The sequence below is a fragment of the Fusibacillus kribbianus genome, assembly GCF_030053595.1.
GTDB lineage: Bacteria > Bacillota > Clostridia > Lachnospirales > Lachnospiraceae > Lientehia > Lientehia kribbiana.
This window is the reverse complement of the sequence record NZ_JASGBQ010000002.1, coordinates 167,343-190,873: the sequence shown is the minus strand read 5'-3', so window position 1 is coordinate 190,873 and position 23,531 is coordinate 167,343. Positions and strand designations below refer to the sequence as shown.

The 23,531-nt window shown below is 52.4% G+C and carries 26 protein-coding genes and 1 pseudogene; 26 read left to right on the top strand and 1 reads right to left on the bottom strand.

The genetic code is table 11. The annotated features are described in order from the left end of the window. Positions 1 to 96 precede the first annotated feature (96 nt). From QJ036_RS02600 to QJ036_RS02565, 8 genes are all read left to right on the top strand, one after another. Positions 97 to 735, top strand: a complete 639-nt coding sequence (locus tag QJ036_RS02600) for a redox-sensing transcriptional repressor Rex (RefSeq protein ID WP_283229879.1) — start codon at positions 97 to 99, stop codon at positions 733 to 735. Positions 736 to 790: 55 nt separating this feature from the next. After that, positions 791 to 2,341, top strand: a complete 1,551-nt coding sequence (locus QJ036_RS02595; protein ID WP_283229878.1) for an NAD(P)H-hydrate dehydratase — start codon at positions 791 to 793, stop codon at positions 2,339 to 2,341. 29 nt (positions 2,342 to 2,370) lie between these two features. Beyond that, positions 2,371 to 3,555, top strand: a complete 1,185-nt coding sequence (alr, locus tag QJ036_RS02590; protein WP_283229877.1) for an alanine racemase — start codon at positions 2,371 to 2,373, stop codon at positions 3,553 to 3,555. Positions 3,556 to 3,657: 102 nt separating this feature from the next. Beyond that, the gene (locus QJ036_RS02585) at positions 3,658 to 4,008 is read left to right on the top strand and encodes a type II toxin-antitoxin system PemK/MazF family toxin (RefSeq protein WP_283229876.1); all 351 of its coding nucleotides are present in this window, start codon (positions 3,658 to 3,660) and stop codon (positions 4,006 to 4,008) included. Between the two features lie 45 nt (positions 4,009 to 4,053). After that, positions 4,054 to 5,388, top strand: coding sequence for a hemolysin family protein (locus QJ036_RS02580; protein ID WP_283229875.1), 1,335 nt, complete (start codon positions 4,054 to 4,056; stop codon positions 5,386 to 5,388). Then, entirely contained in the window at positions 5,375 to 6,754 is a 1,380-nt protein-coding gene (locus QJ036_RS02575; protein WP_283229874.1) for an MATE family efflux transporter, read from the top strand. The genes QJ036_RS02580 and QJ036_RS02575 overlap by 14 nt, the downstream gene beginning before the upstream one ends. Positions 6,755 to 6,830: 76 nt before the next feature. Further along, positions 6,831 to 7,559 carry a YebC/PmpR family DNA-binding transcriptional regulator gene (locus tag QJ036_RS02570; protein ID WP_283229873.1) on the top strand — a complete coding sequence of 243 codons (729 nt, stop codon included), beginning with the start codon at positions 6,831 to 6,833 and terminating at the stop codon, positions 7,557 to 7,559. 95 nt (positions 7,560 to 7,654) lie between these two features. Further along, positions 7,655 to 8,101: a GNAT family N-acetyltransferase gene (locus QJ036_RS02565; protein ID WP_283229872.1), complete on the top strand. Its 447-nt coding sequence runs from the start codon at positions 7,655 to 7,657 to the stop codon at positions 8,099 to 8,101. A 112-nt stretch (positions 8,102 to 8,213) separates the two neighbouring features. Here the strand turns inward: QJ036_RS02565 and QJ036_RS02560 are convergent, their stop codons facing one another. Continuing rightward, positions 8,214 to 9,059, bottom strand: a complete 846-nt coding sequence (locus QJ036_RS02560; RefSeq protein ID WP_283229871.1) for a zinc ribbon domain-containing protein — start codon at positions 9,057 to 9,059, stop codon at positions 8,214 to 8,216. A 117-nt stretch (positions 9,060 to 9,176) separates the two neighbouring features. On the opposite strand from QJ036_RS02560, the gene spoIIIAA reads away from it, so the two are divergent. From spoIIIAA to recN, 18 genes and pseudogenes are all read left to right on the top strand, one after another. Next, complete coding sequence (gene spoIIIAA / locus QJ036_RS02555) at positions 9,177 to 10,274, top strand: stage III sporulation protein AA (RefSeq protein WP_283229870.1); 1,098 nt, start codon at positions 9,177 to 9,179, stop codon at positions 10,272 to 10,274. After that, the gene (locus tag QJ036_RS02550; RefSeq protein ID WP_283229869.1) at positions 10,265 to 10,786 is read left to right on the top strand and encodes a stage III sporulation protein AB; all 522 of its coding nucleotides are present in this window, start codon (positions 10,265 to 10,267) and stop codon (positions 10,784 to 10,786) included. Before spoIIIAA ends, QJ036_RS02550 begins: the two co-directional genes overlap by 10 nt. A 21-nt stretch (positions 10,787 to 10,807) precedes the next feature. Beyond that, complete coding sequence (gene spoIIIAC, locus QJ036_RS02545; protein ID WP_283229868.1) at positions 10,808 to 11,002, top strand: stage III sporulation protein AC; 195 nt, start codon at positions 10,808 to 10,810, stop codon at positions 11,000 to 11,002. Positions 11,003 to 11,017: 15 nt separating this feature from the next. After that, the gene (gene spoIIIAD, locus QJ036_RS02540; RefSeq protein ID WP_283229867.1) at positions 11,018 to 11,398 is read left to right on the top strand and encodes a stage III sporulation protein AD; all 381 of its coding nucleotides are present in this window, start codon (positions 11,018 to 11,020) and stop codon (positions 11,396 to 11,398) included. Further along, on the top strand, positions 11,395 to 12,525 hold the full coding sequence (locus QJ036_RS02535; RefSeq protein WP_283229866.1) for a stage III sporulation protein AE: 1,131 nt from the start codon (positions 11,395 to 11,397) through the stop codon (positions 12,523 to 12,525). The genes spoIIIAD and QJ036_RS02535 overlap by 4 nt, the downstream gene beginning before the upstream one ends. A gap of 19 nt (positions 12,526 to 12,544) precedes the next feature. Then, on the top strand, positions 12,545 to 13,150 hold the full coding sequence (locus tag QJ036_RS02530) for a stage III sporulation protein AF (protein ID WP_283229865.1): 606 nt from the start codon (positions 12,545 to 12,547) through the stop codon (positions 13,148 to 13,150). Between the two features lie 22 nt (positions 13,151 to 13,172). Further along, positions 13,173 to 13,763, top strand: coding sequence for a stage III sporulation protein AG (locus QJ036_RS02525; protein WP_283229864.1), 591 nt, complete (start codon positions 13,173 to 13,175; stop codon positions 13,761 to 13,763). A gap of 14 nt (positions 13,764 to 13,777) precedes the next feature. Then, a complete protein-coding gene (locus QJ036_RS02520; protein ID WP_283229863.1) occupies positions 13,778 to 14,458 on the top strand; it encodes a SpoIIIAH-like family protein in 681 nt (226 codons plus the stop codon). An 86-nt stretch (positions 14,459 to 14,544) separates the two neighbouring features. Further along, positions 14,545 to 14,931 carry an Asp23/Gls24 family envelope stress response protein gene (locus QJ036_RS02515; RefSeq protein WP_283229862.1) on the top strand — a complete coding sequence of 129 codons (387 nt, stop codon included), beginning with the start codon at positions 14,545 to 14,547 and terminating at the stop codon, positions 14,929 to 14,931. Between the two features lie 51 nt (positions 14,932 to 14,982). After that, positions 14,983 to 15,390, top strand: coding sequence for a transcription antitermination factor NusB (nusB, locus tag QJ036_RS02510; protein ID WP_283229861.1), 408 nt, complete (start codon positions 14,983 to 14,985; stop codon positions 15,388 to 15,390). A gap of 2 nt (positions 15,391 to 15,392) precedes the next feature. Beyond that, positions 15,393 to 16,661, top strand: coding sequence for an exodeoxyribonuclease VII large subunit (xseA, locus tag QJ036_RS02505; protein ID WP_283229860.1), 1,269 nt, complete (start codon positions 15,393 to 15,395; stop codon positions 16,659 to 16,661). 4 nt (positions 16,662 to 16,665) lie between these two features. Continuing rightward, positions 16,666 to 16,881 carry an exodeoxyribonuclease VII small subunit gene (gene xseB, locus QJ036_RS02500; protein WP_283229859.1) on the top strand — a complete coding sequence of 72 codons (216 nt, stop codon included), beginning with the start codon at positions 16,666 to 16,668 and terminating at the stop codon, positions 16,879 to 16,881. Next, positions 16,871 to 17,758, top strand: coding sequence for a polyprenyl synthetase family protein (locus tag QJ036_RS02495; RefSeq protein ID WP_283229858.1), 888 nt, complete (start codon positions 16,871 to 16,873; stop codon positions 17,756 to 17,758). The genes xseB and QJ036_RS02495 overlap by 11 nt, the downstream gene beginning before the upstream one ends. A 10-nt stretch (positions 17,759 to 17,768) precedes the next feature. After that, a pseudogene (gene dxs / locus QJ036_RS02490) lies at positions 17,769 to 19,643 on the top strand (1-deoxy-D-xylulose-5-phosphate synthase); the annotation flags it as partial. Positions 19,644 to 19,646: 3 nt separating this feature from the next. Further along, positions 19,647 to 20,441: a TlyA family RNA methyltransferase gene (locus QJ036_RS02485; protein WP_283229857.1), complete on the top strand. Its 795-nt coding sequence runs from the start codon at positions 19,647 to 19,649 to the stop codon at positions 20,439 to 20,441. Beyond that, positions 20,442 to 21,266, top strand: a complete 825-nt coding sequence (locus QJ036_RS02480; RefSeq protein WP_283229856.1) for an NAD(+)/NADH kinase — start codon at positions 20,442 to 20,444, stop codon at positions 21,264 to 21,266. It abuts the gene before it with no gap. A gap of 24 nt (positions 21,267 to 21,290) precedes the next feature. Beyond that, entirely contained in the window at positions 21,291 to 21,743 is a 453-nt protein-coding gene (gene argR, locus QJ036_RS02475; protein WP_283229855.1) for an arginine repressor, read from the top strand. Between the two features lie 17 nt (positions 21,744 to 21,760). Then, complete coding sequence (gene recN, locus QJ036_RS02470) at positions 21,761 to 23,437, top strand: DNA repair protein RecN (protein ID WP_283229854.1); 1,677 nt, start codon at positions 21,761 to 21,763, stop codon at positions 23,435 to 23,437. The last annotated feature ends 94 nt before the right edge of the window (positions 23,438 to 23,531 follow it).

Here is a 23,531-nt window from a genome sequence, read left to right as displayed (position 1 = left end):
AGTATAGGGAGTCTATAATAAATAAGGGATATTAGCTTTTAATCCCGGACTTGGGTAAAAAGACATCATAGAAAAAATGGAAAACAGGTGAAAAACGTGGAACGAAAGGAAATTTCCAATGCGGTCATCAAACGGCTGCCTCGGTATCACAGATATTTGGGAGAACTGCTGGAGAGTGGGGTGGAGAGGATTTCCTCCAATGACCTCAGCGAGAAGATGAGTGTGACTGCCTCTCAGATCCGTCAGGACCTGAACAATTTCGGCGGTTTCGGACAGCAGGGCTACGGATATAATGTGCAGTATCTGTACAATGAAATCGCAAAAATTCTCGGTATAGACCGTCAGAACAATATGATCATTATCGGAGGCGGAAATTTTGGACAGGCCCTTACCAATTATTCGAATTTTGAACGGCGGGGCTTTATGATCCAGGCGCTTTTCGATGTGAGTCCGGAACGGATCGGGAAGACGGTACGCGGCATTATGACTCTGGATATGCAAAACCTGGAGTCCTTCCTTTCGGAGCATCACATTGATATCGCTGTGCTGACGATTCCGAAGCATGCAGCCCAGGAGGTGGCGGACCGTCTGGTTGCCTGTGGAATCAAGGCCATCTGGAATTTTGCTCATCTGGATCTTCGGGTGCCTGATGATGTGGTGGTGGAAAACGTCCACCTGTCGGAGAGTCTGATGCAGCTTTCTTATCGGATTTCAGAAAAAAGAGACCAGAAGTAATAGAGATTCCCCTGTCATTCTGACGGGGAATTTTGCTTATGTAAAGGAGTGACCCATGCAGGAGCTGTTGAGCGGCAGCCAAATGAAGGCTGTGGACCGTTATAATATCGAGACGCTGGGGATTCCGTCCCTGGTGCTTATGGAGCGGGCGGCCCTTGCGGTGGCCCGGGAAGCAGAAAAACTGTCAAAGCCGGAGGACAGGGTGCTTTTTGTCTGCGGAATGGGCAACAATGGAGCCGATGGTCTTGCCGCAGCCAGGATGCTGGTTCTCCATGGCCGGAAGGCGGAGGTTTTGCTGGTGGGAGATCCTGCCCGCGCGACAGAGGAACATACGGTCCAGAGAAGAATCCTGGAAAAACTGGATATCCCGGTGAACACCATGGACAGTTTTCCGGAATATAGTATAGAAAGCCCCTATGGGCTTGTGGTGGATGCGATTTTTGGCATTGGACTGTCCCGGCCCCTTGCCGGGGAGGCCGAGAAAGCCGTTTCCCTGGTGAACCGGGCGGCTTCCGGGGGCAGCAGAGTTCTGGCGGTGGATATTCCGTCGGGGATCTCGGCATCGAACGGGCAGGTACTTGGCATTGCTGTAAAAGCAGATGTGACAGTTACCTTTGGTTATGAGAAGGTCGGTATGGTGCTTTATCCGGGGACGTCCTATGCAGGACGGCGGATCGTGGCGGATATCGGGTTTGCGCCGATCCCGCATATGGAACCGTTGGCAAGAACCTTCTTTCCGGGGGAAAAGGGACGTCTTCCCAGGCGTCCGGCGGACGGGAATAAGGGAACCTTCGGCCGGGTATTTCTGGCGGCGGGAAGTGCCGGTATGAGCGGGGCTGCCTGTCTCAGTGCGAAGAGTGCCTACAGGTCAGGCGCCGGGCTGGTGGAGGTCTATACGGTGGAGGAAAACAGGCCGATCGTTCAGACCCTGGTGCCGGAGGCGGTTGTGACTGTCTATACCCCGGCGGTAGAAAACGGGTCGGAGCAGGAGAAGTATGAAGGTCTCTTAAAACGGGCGGCAGTGTTGGTGGCCGGACCGGGGCTTTCGACAGAGCCTTATGCCGGGAAGCTTCTGGCAGGACTTTTACAGGAAGCAAAGAAAAGGGAAATCCCCTGTGTTCTGGATGCAGATGCTCTGAATCTTCTGTCCGGAAACAGAGAGCTTTTCCGGTATCTTCATAAAAACACGGTGGTGACACCCCATATGGGAGAGATGGCAAGGCTGACAGGAAAAACAGTTGCAGAGCTGAAAGAGGATCCCATCAAAGCAGCAGCGGATTTTCACCGGGAAACGGGAGCTGTCTGTGTGCTCAAGGATGCCCGGACGGTGGTAGCGTCGGAAAAAGGAATTTATATCAACTGCACCGGAAATGACGGCATGGCCACGGGAGGCTCCGGAGATGTTTTGAGCGGAATCCTTGGCGGCCTTCTGGCAGGCCTTTCGGCGGAAGAAAGACAAAACGGTGCTGTGGCGGATCTGGCAGAGCTTGGCGTGTACCTGCACGGGCTGGCCGGAGACAAAGCGGCTGAGCGATATGGCCGCCGTTCCATGACAGCGGCGGATCTGGCGGCATCTGTCAGTGAGGTGCTGCTTGCATGGGAATAAGAAGAAAAAGAAAACCCTGGAGGAAAGAAATGGAAAATTACAGCCGCGCAGCGGCCTTTATAGATCTGGATGCCATTTATGACAACCTGAAAGCATTGAAAGACAATACGAAAGCGGGAACGAAACTCTGTGCGGTCATCAAGACGGATGGCTATGGTCACGGGGCTGTTCCCATTGCAAAACGGATCCGCGGTCTTGCCGACTTTTTTGCGGTAGCAACTGTGGAGGAGGCGTTCAACCTGAGACGCCATCAGGTGGAGGAGCCCATTCTTGTGCTGGGCCACACCCAGGAGGAGGCTTTTACCCGGGCAATCAAAGAGGAAATCCGTCTGAATGTTTACGATTACGAGACGGCAGAGCGGCTTTCCCAGGCGGCGGTGGCCTGCAAACAGACAGCGTACATTCATATTAAGGTGGAGACCGGTATGAACCGGTTGGGATTCCAGCCGGGAGAGCAGTCTCTTTCCGAGGTGGAAAAGATCGTGAACCTTCCCGGCATCTTTGTGGAAGGTCTGTTCAGCCATTATTCCAGAGCCGACGAGACCGATAAGCAGAGTGCTGAGAAGCAGCACAAGATATTCAGCCGGTTTGAGGAGGAGCTTTCCAAACGGGGTATTGAAATTCCGGTGAAGCATACAGGAAACAGCGCGGTGATTATTGATCTTCCCCAGTATGACGGGGATATGGTGCGGGCCGGGATCGCCCTCTATGGCATGTATCCCTCCGATGAGGTGGATATGGGAAGGATCCCTCTCAGGCCGGCTTTGAGCCTGAAGGCAAAGGTGATCTATGTTAAGACGATCCGGAAGGGAGAGGCAGTCGGGTACGGTGGGACTTTTGTAGCTGAGCGGGACACCAGGCTTGCCACCATTGCCATCGGCTACGGGGATGGTTACCCCAGAAATCTTTCCAACAAAGGGGACGTCCTGCTTCACGGACAGCGGGCTCCCATCGCGGGCCGCGTCTGTATGGATCAGCTGATGGTGGATGTGACCGATCTGAAAGAGCCTGTGAAGGTGGGAGATGAGGCTGTACTGGTGGGATTTGACGGAAAGGAACATATTTCAGTGGAGGAGTTGGCTGCTCTTGCCGGAACATTCAATTATGAGTTTGTCTGTGATCTGGGAAAACGGATTCCAAGGATCTATCTGAGCGGCGGCCATGTCGTCGGAAAAAAGGATTATTTCGAGGACGATTATCAGATCCGGTTATAGCAGAAGGAACCTCTTTGGAACCATTTTGCAGGCATATGTATGAACCGAAGAAACATTGGAAATACTTGAAAAAGAATCACCAATGGAGAATCGGAGCGTGAAATGGAAATGATTAAAAGAGGCGACATCTATTATGCAGATCTGAGGCCGGTCATCGGTTCCGAGCAGGGCGGTGTTCGTCCTGTCCTGATCATTCAGAACGATACGGGCAACCGCCACAGTCCCACCGTCATCTGTGCGGCCATCACGTCGCGGATGAACAAGGCGAAGCTTCCTACCCATGTGGAGCTGAAGGCGGATCACTGCCAGATGGTCAAGGATTCTGTGATCCTTCTGGAACAGCTTCGGACCATTGACAAGCAGCGGCTGAAGGAGAAGATCTGCCATCTGGATGACGGGCTTTTAAATAAGGTAAACACAGCATTGTTGATCAGCCTTGATTTATTTACATAAATGCAGGGCTTTCATACAGCAAAAGAAAAGGAGTTGGAAAAAAACATGGACGATGGGTATTCGCCCTGGAGTTTATTGCTGTTGTTGGTAATTATCGTACTGGAAATTGTTTTTTATGGTTTTGGCGAGGCTGTGCAGAAGTTAAACACCTCAGAGCTTTTGAAACGCAAGGAGGAGGGAGACAAAAAGGCGGCCGGGATTTTAAAGATCATGAACCGTTCCTTTACCTATTCCTCGGTTGTGCTCGCGGCATCTACCTTAAACGGGCTTCTGGGAGGCGCGATTCTTTTAAAGCAGGGACTTAAGCTTCTGTTACATAGTTTTTTTGAAGGAGATCCTCAGATCGGCCGATGGGGAGCAGTCCTTCTCACGGTGGTTACGGTCGGTCTGCTTTTTATTCTCTGTACCGGCATGGTCTCAGCCAAGCGGATCGCAGGAAAATATCCGGAGGCCTGGGCTTATCGGCTGCTGCCGGTGGTCCGCGTCTTTTCTGTTCCTTTTCTGCCTTTTGCCTGGGCGGTGGGAGGAATCTCCGGTCTGATTGCCACGATCTTTAAGGCGGCGCCCGGAAAAGACACGGAGAATGTCACAGAGGAAGACATCATGACCATGGTCAACGAGGGGCATGAGCAGGGGGTCATTGAAGCCAGTGAAGCAGAAATGATCACCAATATTTTTGAATTTGACGATAAGGAAGCCGGCGATATCATGACCCACCGGACCAGCATCCAGGCACTCTGCGGGGATATGACCCTCGATGAGGCGCTGGAGGCCATGCTGGCGGGCAGCAATTCCCGGTATCCCGTTTACCGGGAAAATCTGGACGACATCATCGGCATCATTCATCTCAAGGATGCTGTGCTGTTTCAGAAAAAGGAAGGGTTCGGTGAGAAAAAGCTGGCGGAGATCCGGGGACTTTTGCGGAAGGCCCATTTTGTTCCGGTTACAAGGAAGATCCGGAAGCTGTTTGAGGTCATGCGCCTTCGGAAGATCCATTTGGTTATGGTCATCGACGAGTATGGACAGGTGGAGGGCCTGATCACCATGGAGGACATTCTGGAGGAGATCGTTGGAAACATTCTGGATGAATATGACAAAGAGGAGGTATTTATCCAGCGGCTTTCGGACGGATGGCTGATCCAGGGGGCGGCGCCGCTGGAAGAAGTGGGAGAGCTTCTTTCACTGAATTTTGAGGACGAAGACGTTGATACGCTCAACGGTTTTCTGATCTCCCGGCTGGACAGGATCCCTTCGGAGGATGAGAAGCCGGAAATCGTATATGAAGGCTGCCGCTTCTCGGTGCTAAAGGTGGAGAATAAGATGATAAAGACTGTGAAGGTGGAACGGATTTTGGAGGAGGAGTCCCATGAAGAGGCTTGAAACAATAAAAACTCTTTTTTCCGACAGGATATTTTTGAGAAAAACAGTGATCATTGCAGTGCCTGTGGCAGCACAGGCACTTCTTAATACCGTGACCAACATGATCGACACCATGATGATCGGAACCCTGGGCGAGACGGTGATCGCCGGCGTGGGACTGGCCAACAAGGTCTTTTTTGTGTTTACTCTGCTGATCTTCGGTATTGCCAGCGGCGCATCGGTGCTGGGCGCCCAGTTCTGGGGAATCCAGGATGTGAAAAATATCCGGAAGGTTTTGGGGCTTTCCCTTGTCCTGGGCCTTCTCGGTTCCCTCCTTTTTACGATTCCCAGCTTTCTGGCTCCCCGCCTTGTCATGGGAATATTTACCAACAGTGCTGCCTCCGGCGCAGCCGGTGCGGAATATCTGCGGCTTGCCTGTTTAAGCTATCCGTTTACGGCGGTGACCAATATTTATGTGGCACTCATGCGTTCCACGGAGCGGGTGAAGACACCGGTGGTCACCAGTCTGATCGCGATTCTCGTGAATATTACCCTGAATTATACTCTGATCTTCGGCCATTTCGGAGCGCCAGCCCTGGGGGTCACTGGTGCGGCAATCGCTACACTGACCGCCAGAGTGGTGGAGATGCTCTGCATTTTTACGTATGTTTATGGATGGAAGACTCCGCTGGCGGCCAGAATTACGGAGCTTTTTGGTTATTCCCGCGCGCTGCTTAAGCAGTATGTCAAAACTGTGCTTCCGGTCATCGGAAATGAATTTATGTGGGGGCTTGGCGTTACCATGTATTCCCTCGCCTATGGGCGGATGGGAGATGCGGCAGTGGCGGCCATCACCATTTCCCAGACCATTCAGGATATGATCCTGGTGTTCTTCCAGGGAATGTCTGCGGCTGCAGCAGTGATCCTCGGTAATGAGCTGGGGGCCGGGCGGCTTACGGATGCGAAAAGAGATGCTTCCAGGATCTTATGGCTTCAGCTTCTTCTGACCTTTGTGCTGGGAGCTGTCTGCATTTTCGCCGGGAATCTTCTGGTGGGAATTTATGACGTGTCCGAGGAAGTATTCCGGGAGGCCTCCCTGTGTATGTTGGTCTACGGACTGTTTATGCCGTTTAAAATGACAAATATGGTCAATATCGTGGGTGTTTTGCGAAGCGGCGGAGATACCAGGTTCTGTCTGCTTCTGGACAGCGGAAGCGTGTGGTTCATAGGCGTTCCCATGTCCTTTCTGGGAGCTCTGGTGCTCAGACTGCCCATTCATCTGGTCTTTGCCATGACCCTCACAGAGGATGTTGTCAAGTGTTTTGTGGCCCACTGGCGCTATAAAAAGTACAAATGGCTGAAAAATCTTACGGTGTCCGTGTCTTAAGGCTTGTCAGGACAGAAAAAAGATGGTAAAATAAAAAGTCGAAAACAATTTAATGAACGATAAAGGAGAGTTTCAGATGTCAGGACATTCCAAATTTGCCAATATCAAACATAAGAAGGAGAAAAACGACGCAGCAAAGGGTAAGATTTTTACAGTTATCGGCCGTGAGATCGCTGTGGCGGTGAAGGAGGGTGGCGCTGACCCGGCCAACAACAGCAAACTGCGTGATGTTATTGCCAAGGCCAAAGCCAACAACATGCCCAATGATACCATTGAGAGGGGCATCAAAAAGGCAGCAGGCGACGCAAACTCCGTGAATTATGAGAGCATTACATACGAAGGCTACGGCCCCAACGGCATTGCCATTATCGTAGATGCTCTTACCGATAATAAGAACAGAACGGCTTCCAATGTCCGCAATGCCTTTACCAAGGGCGGCGGAAATGTGGGAACTACCGGCTGTGTGTCCTTTATGTTCGACAAGAAGGGACAGATCATCATCGACAAGGAAGAGTGTGATATGGATGCCGATGATTTGATGATGATGGCTCTGGATGCAGGAGCTGAGGATTTCGCCGAGGAGGAGGACAGCTTTGAGATCACAACGGATCCGGATGATTTCAGTGCTGTGAGAGAGGCGCTTGAGAAAGAAGGACTTCCCATGGCAAGCGCTGAGGTCACCATGATCCCTCAGACCTGGGTATCCCTTTCTGATGAGCAGGATATCAAGATGATGAACAGGATCCTTGATCTTCTCGATGAGGATGACGACGTTCAGGAAGTATACCACAACTGGGATGAATAAAGCACCATAAAAGATCAGTTGTCTGCACCCTGCGGTTTCCTGCCGCAGGGTGTTTCTTTCATATTTTACAGATACAGAATTCGGAGGTGACCGACGTGGAAATCGAACTCGGAAGAGAATGTGATGTTGATAATTGGATGCAGCTTGTTAATAAGGTAAAAGACAGTTTTCCCGGACTTGAGACGAAAGAAGCCCTGGAGGAGCACCGGCATACCGTTTTGGGTTTTATGAGGAAGGGATCTGCAATTTGTGCCAGAGTCAATGATCAGATCGTCGCTGCACTGTTGTTTTCGAGGGAGGACTCCATGCTCTGTTTTCTGGCGGTTGATGAAAACTACCGCAGACAGCGTATCGCAGAAAAAATGGTGACCTGCATGCTCTCGTTGATGAACGAAAAAAGGGATGTTGCCGTTACGACCTACCGGGAAGGAGTGCCGGAGGGAATTGCAGCCAGAGCCTTTTACAAACGATTGGGATTTGTTGAGGGAAAGCTGACAGAGGAGTTTGGAAGTCCCGTTCAGGAGCTTATATTAAAACGATGATCTCTGCTTACCGGTAGGATGAGCAGGAAATGGAAAGGCTGGAGGCAGAGTTCTGCTTTCCAGCCCTATTTGTTTTTTGCAACAGACATTCTGACAGGGAACGGCCCGACCCCTACCGGACTGCGTAAGCAGTCACTTCCGCAATGCAGGTATCATCCCAGCTTGTTCCGCTGTAGACGTTTTTGATGGTGAGGCGGACTGCAGAGGCCTCCACTGGAGAAGAAAATTCCAGATAATAAACGGACTTGTCCAAAGGAAAATCAATCGTATAGACAGCATCAGCCGAAGGGCCACCTGTAAACTCCAGTGAGAGAGTCTGCGGGCGGTTATTTCCGTAGAAATAATCATTATCCCGCCAGTTGCCCAGCTGGAAGCTCATGTATTGGATCTTGTGGGTGCCGTCATACTGGAGGGAGACGGATTCTCCGATTCCGCTGCCGGCAACTCCTTCCTGCCAGGAGGTTTCTGCCCGCCCGTCGGCGACACAAAGAGCCGAATTATCATAGCCGCTCTGAACAATGGTGGAGGTGGCAGACGCACCGGTCACAGTGACTGCATAGGCGCCGGACAGACCGGAGGGAATGGAGGAAGCCACAGTGAACGTGACAGGCTCTGCTGCCTCTGTAGTGGTAATAACAGCTGCCGTGGTGGGGATAGAAGCTTCTGTGGTGGGGGTAGACGTCTTTGCTGATGAAATATCAGATTCCTTAGTGGGAGATACAGACTCCTTGGTGGGAACTGCAGAGCTTTCAGAGGAAACGGAAGCCTGGCCGGAGGAGGATTCGGAATTCATAAGCAGGAGGGCGGTGATGCCGCCGATGGCCGCCAGAATGACGATCGTGATAACAGCGATCAGTCCCGTGTGACTTTTATTTTTTGTGGGTGGAAGGGGAGCACCGCAGTTTTCACAGAAGCGGGAATCCGGACTATTGGGGAAATTACAGTAAGGACAGTTCATAACGATCACCTCATCAGCATTTTTGTTCATTCTACTATAATTTATTTTTCTTGTCACGTCTTTTGTTCTAATGACTGGCGGGGGATCATACATTAGGGTAAGAAGGCAGGTGATGAAATGAAAGGCGGAGAAGAAATCTTAAAGCTTCTGGCCGGTTCCCTGAGGCCGCTTCTGGAACAGGCCCCTTTTTTGTTTGAACAGCTGCAGGAGCTGAGACTGCGGGCGGACAGGCCTTTTTTCTGTAAATATCAGGGGAATGAATACGGGTTTTTGGAAAACGGCAGGCCGGTTCTTATGGACAGGCAGAGTATAGGAGAGGAAATAAGGGAAGCTGCCTTTCGGCGGGTCAGCGGCCGGGAGGTGCGGGAGACGCTGGAATATGCCGGGAGCTATTCTCTTTATGCGTATGAGGAGGAACTCAGACAGGGCTTTCTGACGGTCCAGGGGGGTCACCGGGTCGGCGTGGCGGGAAAGGCTGTTTTTGAAGGAGGAAGGATCCGTACCCTCCGTCATGTTTCGTTTTTAAATATCCGTCTGGCCCATCAGGTGAAGGGATGTGCGGAGACGATCCTGCCTGTTCTTTATGACGGAGAGAGGGTGTGCAATACCCTGATCCTGTCTCCGCCCGGCTTCGGAAAGACGACGCTTCTGAGAGATATGATCCGGCTGATCTCCGACGGAGGAAAGGGCCATGCAGGAATGACCGTCGGTGTGGCCGATGAACGTTCGGAGCTGGCAGCCTGCTATCAGGGGATTCCGCAGAATGACGTGGGCATCCGCACGGATGTGCTGGATGCCTGTCCGAAGGCCCAGGGACTTTTCATGCTGATACGCACCATGGCGCCGCAGGTGGTGGCTGCCGATGAGATCGGAAGCGGGGAGGATGTATCGGCTCTCCGGCTGGCAGGCTTAAGCGGCTGCAGTGTTCTGGTATCGGCCCACGGCGCATCCCTGAGGGAGATCCGTGCCAGACCTTATGTCGGGGAGCTTCTTGAGGAAGGCTTTTTTGAGCGGTACATACTTCTGGGACAGGCGGGGAATGAGTCGGCCATGGGAAGAACTTCCGGGAAACGATCTGTGGGACAGATCGTCGGCGTGTTCGGAAAGGACGGGCAGTCTCTGCCGGCCTGGGAAAGCCGGAAAAACAGAGGGACGGACAAAAGTGCCGCCGGTGAAGAAAATAAGTCAGGAAAAGGGGAACAGCTATGGCAGTAAAAATTTTGGGGGCAGTCTGCATTATCGCAGCCTGCACAGCCATGGGCTTCAGGCAGAGCTTTAAGCTGAATCTGCGTTATAAAGAGCTTCAGGAACTGAAAAAGATCCTCTGCCTTCTTGCCGGAGAGATCCGGTTTGGAGGCGGAACACTGGAGGAGACCTTCCGGACTGTGGCGGCACGGAGCGGCTCTCCGTTTGAGGATTTCTTTTGTTTCCTTTCGGAGGAAATGAAGGAGAGAACCGGAGTCAGGCTTTCCGAGCTGTGGGACAGGGCTGTCCGGGAACGGCTTTCCGCTTCTCATCTCACGGAGGAGGATCTGGATATCCTGCTCAGAATGGGAAATGACCTGGGATGTCTGGACCGGGAAACCGGACTTTCCACTCTGACTCTTGCTTCCGAACAGCTTGAGGATGCAAGAAAGGACCTTTACGGAGAGCTTCCGAAAAAGATGAGACTGTATAACTGCCTTGGGATCCTGGCGGGAGTGTTTATTACCATATTGCTGATTTGAAGGTAAGGGGCGGAGGGAGACATGACGGTTAGCCTGATATTTAAAATCGCCGCAGTGGGTGTCCTGGTATCGGTCATCTGCCAGGTACTGAAGCACAGCGGAAGGGAGGAGCATGCCTTTCTCACCAGTCTGGCCGGCCTTTTGCTGGTGCTTTACTGGCTTGTTCCATATATTTATGACTTGTTCGAATCCATCAAAAAGCTGTTTTCCCTGTAGAAAAGAGGTGGCACAGTGATAAAAATTGCAGCGGTGGGGGTAGCAGCGGTGCTAATGGCCATGCAGCTCAGGGAAGTAAAGCCCCAGTTCGGTACCTATGTGGTATTCGGCGCAGGGATCCTGATTTTCTTTTATGCCTTTGCAAAGCTGGAGCAGCTGGTGGAGAGCATTGGAACGCTGGGAGAGTACGTTTCTGTGGAAACAGAGTATCTGAAGCTTCTCCTGAAAATGCTGGGGATCAGCTACGTGTCCGAGTTTGCCGCCTCCCTCTGCAGAGACAGCGGCTGCGGATCGGTGGCCGGACAGATCGAGCTTTTCGGGAAGCTCTCGATTTTACTTCTGAGCATGCCGGTGGTGCTGTCCCTTTTAAATACACTGGGACAGCTGCTCACATGAAGGGGCCGGAAAAGGCCCGGCGGATCGGGGCAGTCATGGGCCTTTTATGGGGCCTGTGGCTGGTGTTTTCCCTTTCGGTCCGGGCAGAGGGCGAAACGGACAAGTATGATTACAGCGAGGTTCAGGATACCATGGATGAAGTCATGGAGGAGGCCCCATCGTTTTCCTCCCTTGTGGAATCGATGGTTTCCGGAAACGCAGGAGAAATGCTGAAAGACCTTCCGGGGTATTTAAAAAACAGTCTTTTTTCTGAGATCAGGGAAAACAGGAAAAGTCTGGGACATGTTCTGCTGATTGCGGCCTTTGGGACGATTTTTTCCGGACTGGCAGCCTCTTTTCAGGATAAGCAGGCGGGGGAAACGGGATTTTACGTGACATATCTTCTTCTTTTATCCCTGCTCCTCACCGCCTTTTCAGAGGCGGCTTCAGTGGCGGAGCGTACCATTACCCATGTCCTGGAATTCATGGGAGCGCTGCTTCCGGCCTTTACCTTGTCGGTGGCTGCTGCAGGGAAGCCTCTCACCTCCGTATTTTCCTACGAGTTTGTTATGCTGGTCATCAGCCTTGCCCAGTGGCTGTTCCGGGTGGTATTTCTCCCCGGGATCCAGGTCTATGCGGTACTAAATCTGGTAAATCACATTTCCAGGGAGGACATTCTCACGAAGCTGACAGAGCTTTTGGAGCTTGTGCTGGGCTGGGGTATGAAAACGGTGATCGGTCTGGTGGTAGGCTACGGTGTGATCCAGAGCATGGTGCTTCCCATGGCGGATTCTGTGAAGACAGGAGCAGTGACGAAGGTTTTGAGTGCGATTCCCGGCATCGGCGGAGGCGCGGGCGCAGCGGCCAGTCTGGTGACCGGAACGGCCTGTCTCATCAAAAACGGGATCGGAGCGGCAGCTCTGGTGGTGCTTTTTTTGCTGGCGGCAGTGCCGATCCTTAAGCTGGCAGTGATAAATGTCCTGTATCACGGAGCAGCAGCACTGGTGCAGCCGGTAGCAGATGAACGGGTGACAGAATGTCTCACGGGTACGGCAGGAGCCGCTATGCTTCTCCTTAAGCTGACGGTATCGGCAGTGGGGATGTTCTTTTTGATCATTGGGCTGATGTGTGCCTTTACTTCAGCATGAAACAGGAAAGGGGACGGTCATGGATGGGTTTTATCAATGGGTCAGAAATATCGCGGCCTGTCTGATCTTCATGTCTCTCATTTTAAGGCTTCTCCCGGACGGGAAAAACGTCAAGTACATCCGTCATTTTATGGGAATGGTTCTGATCCTGGTGGTCTTGGCGCCGGCAGGGAAGCTTTTGCGTCTGGAGGAAAGCTTTTCGGAACTGGCGGTCTCTCTTGAACGGGACAGGGAAAGAGAGGAGTTTAAGGATGAACTGAAGCTTATGGGGGAGGAATATACAGATTCGGTGGTAAAGAGCTATGAGGAGGAGCTGGCAGTACAGGCGGGCCGTTTCCTGTCGGAAGCGGGATTCAGCTATGAGTCCGTCCGGGTAGAGATTGACGGAGAGGAAGGGAGTGCTTCCCTTGGACAGATCAGAGCTGTGGAGGTAAATATGTCTTCCGGGGAGGAGACTGGAGAGGAAGACTCCGGACAGATCGTTATAGAAAAAAAGAGGGTACAAATTTTGGATGAGGAGCCGGAACGGGGAAGCTATCGGGAGGAGGCTGAGGATGGGGAGCTTAGAAGGCTTCTGTCAGAGGAGCTTTCTGTTCCCGTAGACAGCGTTCACATTTTCCGGTGACGGTTTGAGGAAGGAGCAGAACATGAAAAAATGGAAGCTTCCTCTGGGGAAGGATGGGAAAGGAAAGACGAAAACCTGGATTCTGCTTCTTCTGGCAGGAATCCTGCTTCTGGTGATCGCGCTTCCGACCGATAAAAAGACAGAGACGACGGGGAGAAACACAGAGAGTTCTTCCGGACAGGAGGCTGCTTCGTCTGCGTCTAAAACTACAGATCAGTATGTCCGAGCCATGGAAAAGCGGGTGGAGGAGCTTCTCTCGTCCATTGAAGGAGCGGGAAAGGTGGAGGTGATGCTTACGGTGGAATCGGCGGGCGAGGTGATCCTGCAGACAGATGAAGACACAGAGGCAAAGAGCGAGAGGGAGACGGACAGCGCAGGCGGGGTGGGGACCCGGGAGGAGCAAAGCCGTTCCAGCCAGACGGTCCTTACCGGAAGCGGGAATCTGCCTTATGTGACAAAGGAGCTCTGCCCGAAAGTGACAGGGATCGTAGTTGCAGCGGAAGGCGGAGACAACGCAGCGGTAAAAGCAGAAATCTCGGAAGCCATGGAAGCATTATTTGACGTTCCCGCACATAAAATTAAAGTATTAAAGAGGATCAAAGAAGAATCTTAAAAAGGAGCGGTACTGTGAAGCGAATTGTAAAGAAAAACCAGATCATTCTGACACTGCTGGCAGTTATGATTGCTGTAGCAGGCTACTTAAGCTATGCCGGAAAAATTCAGTTTCCGGGAGGAGAAAAACAGGCTCAGGCCGATGTCGGAGAAGAGGAAACGGTTGCTGCAGGGCTTCTGGAGATCTCCGATGAGGACATTCTCAAAGAGAATCAGGCCCTGTCTGAGGCCGGCACAGGCAGTCTGAGTGATGTGTATGTGCCGTCAGAGGAGGATACGGAGGCGGAGGCCGGGGCAGATGTGCCGGGAGAGGCCGTACTGACCGGCGGAATGTCGGTCAATAACTATGTATCCCAGGCTCAGTTGAACAGGGAGCAGCTTCGCAGCAAAACAAAGGAGACCCTTCTGGAGGTGATCAACAATGATTCCCTCGGAGATGAGCAGAAGAAAGAGGCTGTCAACCAGATGATCGCCCTCACGGATGTGGCGGAAAAGGAAAATGCGGCTGAGACGCTTCTGGGGGCCAAGGGTTTCCAGAATTCGGTGGTTTGCATCAACGGTTCCACCGTGGATGTGGTGGTGGGAAAAACAGAGCTCACCGACGCGGAACGGGCCCAGATCGAGGATATCGTAAAGAGAAAAGCTGATGTGGATGCGGCAGATGTGGTCATTACCCTGATGGATCTGGATCAGTAAAGAATTACATATCGGGTTGATAAATATTCAGATTTTTGTTATAATGATAGACAAAGTATGAATTTGAGGTACAGGAGGTAACGGCAGTGGAAGTGGAAAACAGAAATACGCATATCCTGCATCATGATAAGGAAACCGTCGGTGAAGTTCAGATCGCAGATGAGGTGGTGGCCATCATTGCCGGTCTGGCGGCTACAGAAATCGAGGGCGTCGCTTATATGGCGGGCAATATTACCAATGAGCTGGTTGGAAAGCTGGGGATGAAGAACCTGTCAAAGGGCGTCAAGGTGGATGTGCTGGATACTTCCGTATCGGTGGATCTGACTCTCACCATGGAATACGGCTACAGTATTCCGGAGGTATCCGCCCAGGTTCAGGAAAGAGTAAAGTCAGCCATTGAGAATATGACAGGGCTTTCGGTGATCGATGTAAATGTAAAGATCGCCGGTGTGAATATTGACAAGACCAGATAGAAGATAATTGAAAAGGGTGCTTGGAGAAGCACCCTTTTTTAGGAGGAGACCATGAGCAGACACGAGCTGAGAGAGCATGTATTCCGGATGCTGTTCCGTCGGGAGTTTTTCGGGACAGAGGAAGAGTTTTCGGAGCAGGTAGACATGTACCTGGAGGAGCTTGAGCCCCTCGGGGAAGAAGACGAGAGCTATATGAGGAAAAAAACAGATGATATCTATGCCCATGTGCCGGAGCTGGATGAAAAGCTCAACGAGGTGGCAAGGGGCTGGAAGACCGGCCGTATGGGCAAGGTGGATCTGACCGTTCTCCGTCTGGCTCTTTATGAAATGCGGTATGAGGAGGCAGTGCCGGAGAAGGTTGCCATCAACGAAGCCGTTGAGATCGCAAGAAAGTACGGCGGCGACGATTCCCCGTCCTTTGTCAACGGGATTCTGGCCAAGCTGGTGCTGGAGCGGTAAGCATGGGGCGCAGCATCTATTCGGTGGGCCAGATCAATGCCTATATCAAGAATATGTTTACCCAGGATTATCTTTTGGGCGCCGTTTCCGTGCGGGGAGAGGTGTCCAATTGCAAGTACCATTCCTCGGGGCATATTTATTTTACTCTGAAGGATGAGAAGGCAGTCCTTCAGGCGGTGATGTTTGCGGGAAACAGGGGCGGTCTTTCTTTTACCCTGAAAGAGGGGCAGCGGGTGATCGTGACAGGAGCCGTGAACATCTATGAGAGAGACGGAAAATATCAGCTTTATGCGAAGCAGATTTCCCGGGATGGAGTGGGAAGCCTCTATGAGCAGTTTGCGGCGCTGAAAAAAGAGCTTTCCGAGCGGGGGCTTTTTGCTGAGGAATATAAGCAGCCCATTCCCCGGTATATTAAGACTCTGGGTATTGTCACTGCCGATACGGGAGCGGCTGTTCGGGATATTATCAACATCAGCCACAGGCGGAATCCTTATGTGGAGCTTTATCTTTACCCGGCAAAGGTGCAGGGAGAAGGAGCAGCCGACACCATTGTGGCAGGGATCGAGGCTCTGGAGCGGTTTGGCGTGGACTGCATGATCGTGGGGAGAGGCGGCGGATCCATGGAGGATCTGTGGGCTTTTAATGAAGAGAAGGTGGCCCAGGCCATTTTTGACTGTTCGGTCCCGGTGATCTCCGCCGTGGGTCATGAGACGGATTTTACCATAGCAGATTTTGTGGCGGATCTTCGTGCGCCGACTCCTTCGGCGGCTGCGGAGCTGGCTGTCTTCGAATATCAGTCCTTTCTTGCAGGTCTTTCGGAGGAAAGAAGGCGGCTCGAAGTAGCTATGAGACGGCGTCTGGCCTTCTATGAACAGGAGCTCGAGAGAAGGAAGCTTCGTGTCGGCAGATTCCGGCCGGATTACCAGATGGCAGAAAAAAGGCTCAGGTTGGATGCCTGTGAGGACAGGCTTACCGGTGCCATGGAGAGAAAACTCAGAGAGGCAGTCCATCGCCTGGAGCTTTATGCAGGGAGGCTTAAGGCCTGCTCTCCTCTTGACAGGATCACAGGCGGTTATGCCTTTGTGACAAGGGAGGATGGAAATCGTCTTTTGTCAGCGTCAGAAGTTTCCGCTGGGGAGCGGCTGACTCTGCAGCTTTCCGACGGTATCGTCCGGGTGCAGGTGACGGATACACAGACGGAGGAACCCTTTATGGGGGATGGTTTGTGCGCCGGAAAGGTATATGACGCGGCAAATTCCCAGGAGGGATGATGAAATGGAAGAAAACAGAGAAACACCGACAATAGAAGAGAGCTTTTCCAGACTGGATGAGCTTATTGCACGGCTGGAGGGGGACAGCCTTTCTTTGGAGGAGTCCTTCAAAGCCTATGCCGAGGGACTTTCCCTGGTGAAGCAGTGCAGAGAAAGCATCGATGAAGTGGAGAAAAAAGTGCTTGTTTTAGAGAAAAGTGGTGAATTACATGAGCTTTAAGGATGAAATGAAGGCCAAAGTGGAAGAAATAGAAAAACAGATCAGGAGCTTTCTTCCCGGGGAGAAGGGCTTTCAGAAAACCATATTTGAGGCGATGAACTACAGTGTCCTGGCGGGAGGCAAACGGCTTCGCCCTCTTTTGATGCAGGAAAGCTGCCGTCTGTTCGGGCGGGAGGGAAAGGAGATCGTTCCGTTTCTGGCGGCCATCGAGATGATCCATACCTCGTCTCTTGTCCACGACGATCTGCCGGCCATGGATGCCGATGAATATCGCCGGGGGAGAAAGACTACCTGGGTGGTTTACGGGGAGGATATGGCGATCCTGGCGGGAGATGCCCTCATGATCTATGCCTTTGAGACAGCGGCCAGGGCCTTCCGGGATACGGACAGGCCGGACCTGGTGGGAAGATGTATCGGGATCCTGGCAGAAAAGACAGGCATTTACGGGATGATCGGCGGTCAGACCGTTGATGTGGAAATGACCGGTAAGCCGGTTCCGGAGGATAAGCTGGATTTTATTTACCGGCTGAAAACAGGGGCACTTCTTGAGGCGTCCATGATGATCGGTGCCGTTCTGGGCGGCGCCACAGAAGAACAGATCAGCCTGATGGAGCAGGTGGCGTCCGATGTGGGACTGGCTTTCCAGATCCAGGATGATATCCTTGACGTGACCAGTACCTCAGAGGTTCTCGGAAAGCCGGTGGGCAGCGATGAGAAAAATGAAAAAACCACCTATGTGACCCTGAAGGGTCTTGCCGAAGCAAGAGAAAAGGTGGAGTTTTATTCCAGAAGAGCGGCAGCGGCCCTTGAAAGCCTGCCGGTCAGAAATGAATTTCTGGAAGAGCTGCTTCTTATGCTGATGACGAGAGAAAAGTAAAGAGGATTGCGCCATGTTAGAGAAAATTGGTTCTCCGGAGGATCTGAAGGCTCTGGAGCCTGAAAAATACTCTGCGCTGGCGGAGGAAATCCGTCAGTTTCTCATAGAAAGGGTTAGCGAGCACGGTGGTCATCTGGCCTCCAATCTCGGTGTGGTAGAGCTGACCATGGCCCTTCATCTGGCTCTTGATCTGCCGGAGGATAAAATCGTGTGGGATGTGGGACATCAGTCCTATACCCATAAGATCCTGACGGGCAGACGGGATGAATTTTCAAGCCTCCGGGAATTCGGGGGCTTAAGCGGCTTTCCCAAACGGCGGGAATCAGAGTATGACTGTTTTGATACCGGTCACAGCTCCACATCTATTTCGGCCGGGCTGGGACTGGTGGAGGCGAGAGACCGGATGGGTGAGGATTACACGGTGGTTTCCGTCATCGGGGACGGAGCTCTGTCCGGTGGTATGGCCTATGAGGCTCTGAACAATGCCTCGCGGCTGAAAAGCAATTTTATCATTGTTCTCAATGACAACAACATGTCTATTTCCGAAAGTACCGGAGGCTTTTCCCGGTATCTGTCCAAGATCCGTGTGGGAAGCGGTTACAATACATTGAAGCGGGATCTGCGCAGAGGGCTTTCCAAGGTGCCGGGCGTGGGAGAATCCCTGGTGGAGAATATCAGCCAGGCAAAGATGGCTCTCAAGCAGTTTATGGTTCCCGGAATGTTTTTTGAGAATCTGGATATTACCTATGTGGGGCCTCTGGATGGCCATAATATATCCCAGATGGTCCGGATCTTTGAGGAGGCCAAAAAGATCGACCGGCCGATCCTGATCCACGTTAAGACAAAGAAAGGAAAGGGCTATGAATTTGCGGAGCGGTATCCCTCCAGATTCCATGGCATCGGACCCTTTGACATAGAGACAGGAAAGAGCATCGGGGAAAAATCCGGAATCAGCTGGACGGAGGCATTTTCTCACAGCATCTGTAAGCTGGCCGGAGAGGATGGGCGGATCGTAGCCGTGACGGCGGCCATGCCGGAGGGGACGGGGCTAAAAAAATTCGGCTCCCTTTATCCGGAACGACTTTATGATGTGGGGATCGCCGAGGAGCACGGAGTCACCTTTGCAGCCGGTATGGCGGCAGGAGGACTTAAGCCGGTGGTGGCGGTCTATTCCTCTTTTTTACAGCGGGCTTACGATCAGATTCTTCATGATGTCTGCATTCAGAAGCTTCCGGTGGTATTCGCTCTTGACCGGGCCGGTCTGGTGGGAAATGACGGGGAGACCCATCACGGGATCTTTGATCTGTCTTATCTTTCCAGCCTTCCGGGAATGACGGTGTTTGCGCCGAAAAACAAATATGAGCTGCGGGCGGGGCTGGAATTTGGTCTGGCTCTTGACGGACCTTTTGCGATCCGCTATCCCAGGGGAACAGCCTATGCAGGGCTAAAGGATCATGAGGCCCCCATCGAGCTGGGAAAGAGCGAAGTGATCTTCCGGGGAGAAAAGGTTGCCCTTCTGGCAGTGGGAAACATGGTAGAGACGGCAGTCTCTGTTTATGAACGACTTCAGGCGAATGGGATTCCGGCCACCCTTGTCAATGTGCGTTTTGTGAAACCTATGGATACAGAGCTTCTTAAAGAGCTTGCTCCGGAGCACAGCCTCTTTGTCACTCTGGAGGAAAATGTGATCACAGGCGGCTTTGGGGAGCACGTGGCTTCCTGGATCTGTGATACAGGCGTTTCTGTGGGGCTTTTGAAGGAGGGAATTCCCGACTGCTTTGTGGAGCATGGTGCGACAGAGATATTGAAAAAGAAGCTGGGACTGGATGCAGGATCCATATATGAGGACATCATCCGCAGACTGAGCGACAGCAGGGAAGGATAGAGCATGAAGGAACGACTGGATGTGCTTTTGGTTTCCGGGGGCTATGCCGAGTCCAGGGAAAAAGCAAAGGCAATGATCATGGAAGGCCTGGTTTTTGTGAACGGGCAGCGGGAGGATAAGGCGGGAGCGGCCTTTTCTCCGGATGTGCCCATCGAGGTGCGGGGACAGGTCTTAAAATATGTAAGCCGCGGAGGATTAAAGCTGGAAAAGGCCATGACCCATTTCGGCCTTTCCCTGGAAGGAAAGGTCTGTATAGATGTGGGAGCATCCACCGGAGGGTTTACGGACTGCATGCTGCAGAACGGCGCGGTGAAGGTCTTTTCCGTGGATGTGGGAAGAGGTCAACTGGCCTGGAAGCTCAGGCAGGACGAGCGGGTGGTCTGCATGGAAAAGACCAATATCCGTTATGTAACACCAGAGGATATCGGAGAACCGGTTTCCTTTGCCTCTATTGATGTGTCCTTTATTTCACTGACCAAGGTACTGCTTCCTGTGAGGGAGATCCTGGGAGAACAGGGGGAGATCGTCTGTCTCATCAAGCCTCAGTTTGAGGCCGGCCGGGAAAAAGTGGGGAAGAAAGGCGTTGTACGGGAACCGGAGACCCATCTGGAGGTCATAAAAAAGGTAATGGACCATGCAAAGGAGCTGGGCTTCGGCAGACGGCATCTGGAATTTTCACCCATCAAGGGACCGGAAGGAAATATCGAATATCTTCTTCATCTTGTAAAGAACGGTGAGGATATTCCTGAGATCTGCCCGGAAAAGATCGTGGCAAAGGCACATGAGGAACTGAGATAAATGAACCGATTTTATATAATTACCAATCGAGATAAGGATCCCGATCTTCAGGTGACCGGGAAGATCAGAGATTTTCTGGAGAGCCGGGGGAAGAGCTGTATGCTGAGCGTGGAAGGACTCATGCCGGATAATACCGACTGTGCCCTGGTGCTGGGAGGAGACGGTACTCTCCTTCAGGCAGCCAGGACTATGCGGGGAAATGAGGTGCCTCTTCTGGGGGTCAATCTGGGAACGCTCGGTTATCTGGCGGAACTGGATGTCCATATGGCTCTGGAAGGTCTTTCGGAGCTTCTGGAACGGGGGCCGGCGGGAATCGAGGAACGGATGATGCTGGCGGGAACCGTGTACCACGAGGGAAAACCGGTCTGTGAGGATCTGGCCCTCAATGATATTGTGGTAGGGCGAAAATCCGGCTTCAAAATTGTCCGGTTTCATGTCTATGTAGACGGAGAGTTTTTAAGCGCCTATGCGGCTGACGGCATGATCGTGGCGACCCCGACGGGGTCTACCGCATACAATCTGTCTGCGGGTGGTCCCATCGTGGAGCCGACGGCCTCTCTGTTGGTGATGACGCCGGTGGCACCCCACGGAATGTTAAACAGAAGCATTGTGTTTTCCGACAGAAGCAGGATCAAGATAGAGCTTCAGTCTCCATCCGGAAGGCCGGAGACCGAGGCACTGGTCGGATTTGACAGTGACAGTCAGTTCCCGCTTTGTCCGGGTGACTATATTGAGATCAGAAAAGCGGAACTGACAACAAAGATTCTGAAGCTTTCCCACATCGGATTTCTGGAGACGCTTCGCCATAAAATGTCGGACGAATGACAGCCGGCACAGGGGGACAAAACTATGAAAATTGAACGCCACAGCAAAATTGTGGAACTCATCGGAAAATACGAGATCGAAACTCAGGAAGAACTGGCGGCAAAGCTCAATGAGGCCGGCTTCCGGGTGACTCAGGCTACGGTATCCAGGGATATCCGGGAACTGAAGCTGACAAAGGTAGCGGTGGACGGCGGGAAGCAGAAGTATGTGGTCCTCCACAAGGCGGACAGCAGCTTAAACGATAAATACATCCGCATCCTTCGGGACGGCTTTGTGTCCATGGATATGGCCCAGAATATTCTGGTGGTCAAGACCGTACCGGGAATGGCCATGGCAGTAGCGGCCGCTCTGGACGCCCTTCATTTCCATGAGATCGTCGGCTGCATTGCAGGAGACGATGCCATCATGTGTGCCGTCCGGAGTGTGGACGATACGATCATTGTTATGGAGAAGCTCAGGAGAGCCATGTCCGTCTGACGGAAGGAGAGGGGAACATGCTGTTAAATTTGCATGTAAAAAATATTGCACTCATCGACGAGGCAGATGTGAGTCTTGGAGACGGTCTGAATATCCTCACCGGTGAAACGGGAGCTGGTAAATCCATCCTCATCGATGCAGTGAATCTGGCTTTGGGAGTGAAGACGGCAAGAGGGCTTCTGCGGGACGATGAGACACCTGCCAGCGTGGAGCTTCTTTTCCACGTGTCAGGAAGGGAAAAAAAGCAGGCCCTTCGTGAACTTGGCGTAGTTCCGGAAGAGGATGGTTCCGTTCTTGTCACAAGAAAGCTGAGCCAGGGAAAAAGCATCTGCCGCATCAACGATGAGACGGTCACCGTGTCCCGGCTGCGGGCAGTAACCGCTCTTCTCATTGATATACACGGACAGCATGAGCATCAGTCCCTGCTGCATAAATCCAAGCATCTGGAGATTCTTGACGCTTATGCCAGACATGAGGAGGCCGATGTGAAGGCGCGCCTCAAGGAGGCCTACGGACGGTTTAAGGAAGCGGAGGAAGAGCTTTCCTCCTATGAGATCGGGGAGGAGGAGCGGATCCGGGAGATGGATTTTCTCACCTATGAGATCAATGAGCTTTCTTCGGCGGATCTGAAGGAGGGGGAGATTCCGGAGCTGGAGCTTCGTTACAAGCGGATGGTCAGCAGCGGAAAGATCATGGAATGTGTTTCCAGAGCCATGGAATATGCCGGAAGCGACTGCGGCGCGGGAGATTCCATGAGCCGGGCGGTTCGCGAGCTTTCCGAGGCGGTGAATTACGATGACAGTCTTTCCGAGCTTCTTTCCCAGGCGGAGGAGGCGGAAAGCATTGTAAGCGATCTGAGCCGGGCTCTTTCCGATTACGGATCAGAGCTTCAGTTTGATGACAGGGAACTTTCTGCCCTGGAGAAGCGACTGGATTTTCTCCATGGATTGCAGATGAAATACGGAGAAACCTATGAGGAAATGATCGGAGCTCTGGAAAGCCGCAGAGAGCGGCTGGAACAGCTGGAGGATTTTGACGGGCGGAAGAAAAAAGCTCAGGCGGCCTGGGAGAGTGCAAAGCATGAGGCGTTTCTGTTGGCCAAGGAGCTTTCTGACATTCGGAAGGTGGAGGCTTTTCATCTGACCGAATCCATCCGTTCGGCTCTGGTGGATCTCAATTTCCTGGATGTACAGTTTTCCATGGAGTTTAGCTGGCTTGACAGGATCACGGCAAACGGCTGCGATGAAATGGAGTTCCTGATCTCCACGAATCCGGGAGAAGCCCTTAAGCCTTTGGGCCAGGTGGCCTCCGGCGGTGAACTTTCCAGAATCATGCTTGCCATCAAGGCGGTGCTTGCCGATACGGATGATATTGAGACTCTGATTTTTGATGAGATCGATGCAGGCATCAGCGGGCGGACAGCCCAGAAGGTTTCGGAAAAGCTGAATGATATCGGGCGGAGCCATCAGGTGATCTGTATTACCCATCTGCCCCAGATCGCTGCCATGGCCGACAGGCATTACAAAATAGAAAAAACAGTGAAAAACGGAAGAACGGTCACAGAGGTGACGAAGCTGGGAGAGAGAGAAGAGATCGCCGAGCTCTGCAGACTTCTTGGAGGTGCGGTCATCACCGATGCGGTGGAGGAGAACGCAAGAGAGATGAAGGAGCTGGCCAAAACCTATAAATGCTGATTTTGGGGTCTCATCCTTTCAGGAAAATTTTTCCTGAGAAGGAATGAGGCTCTTTGTATGTCTGCCGTTCTTTTGCTTCATACTAAGGGAAACG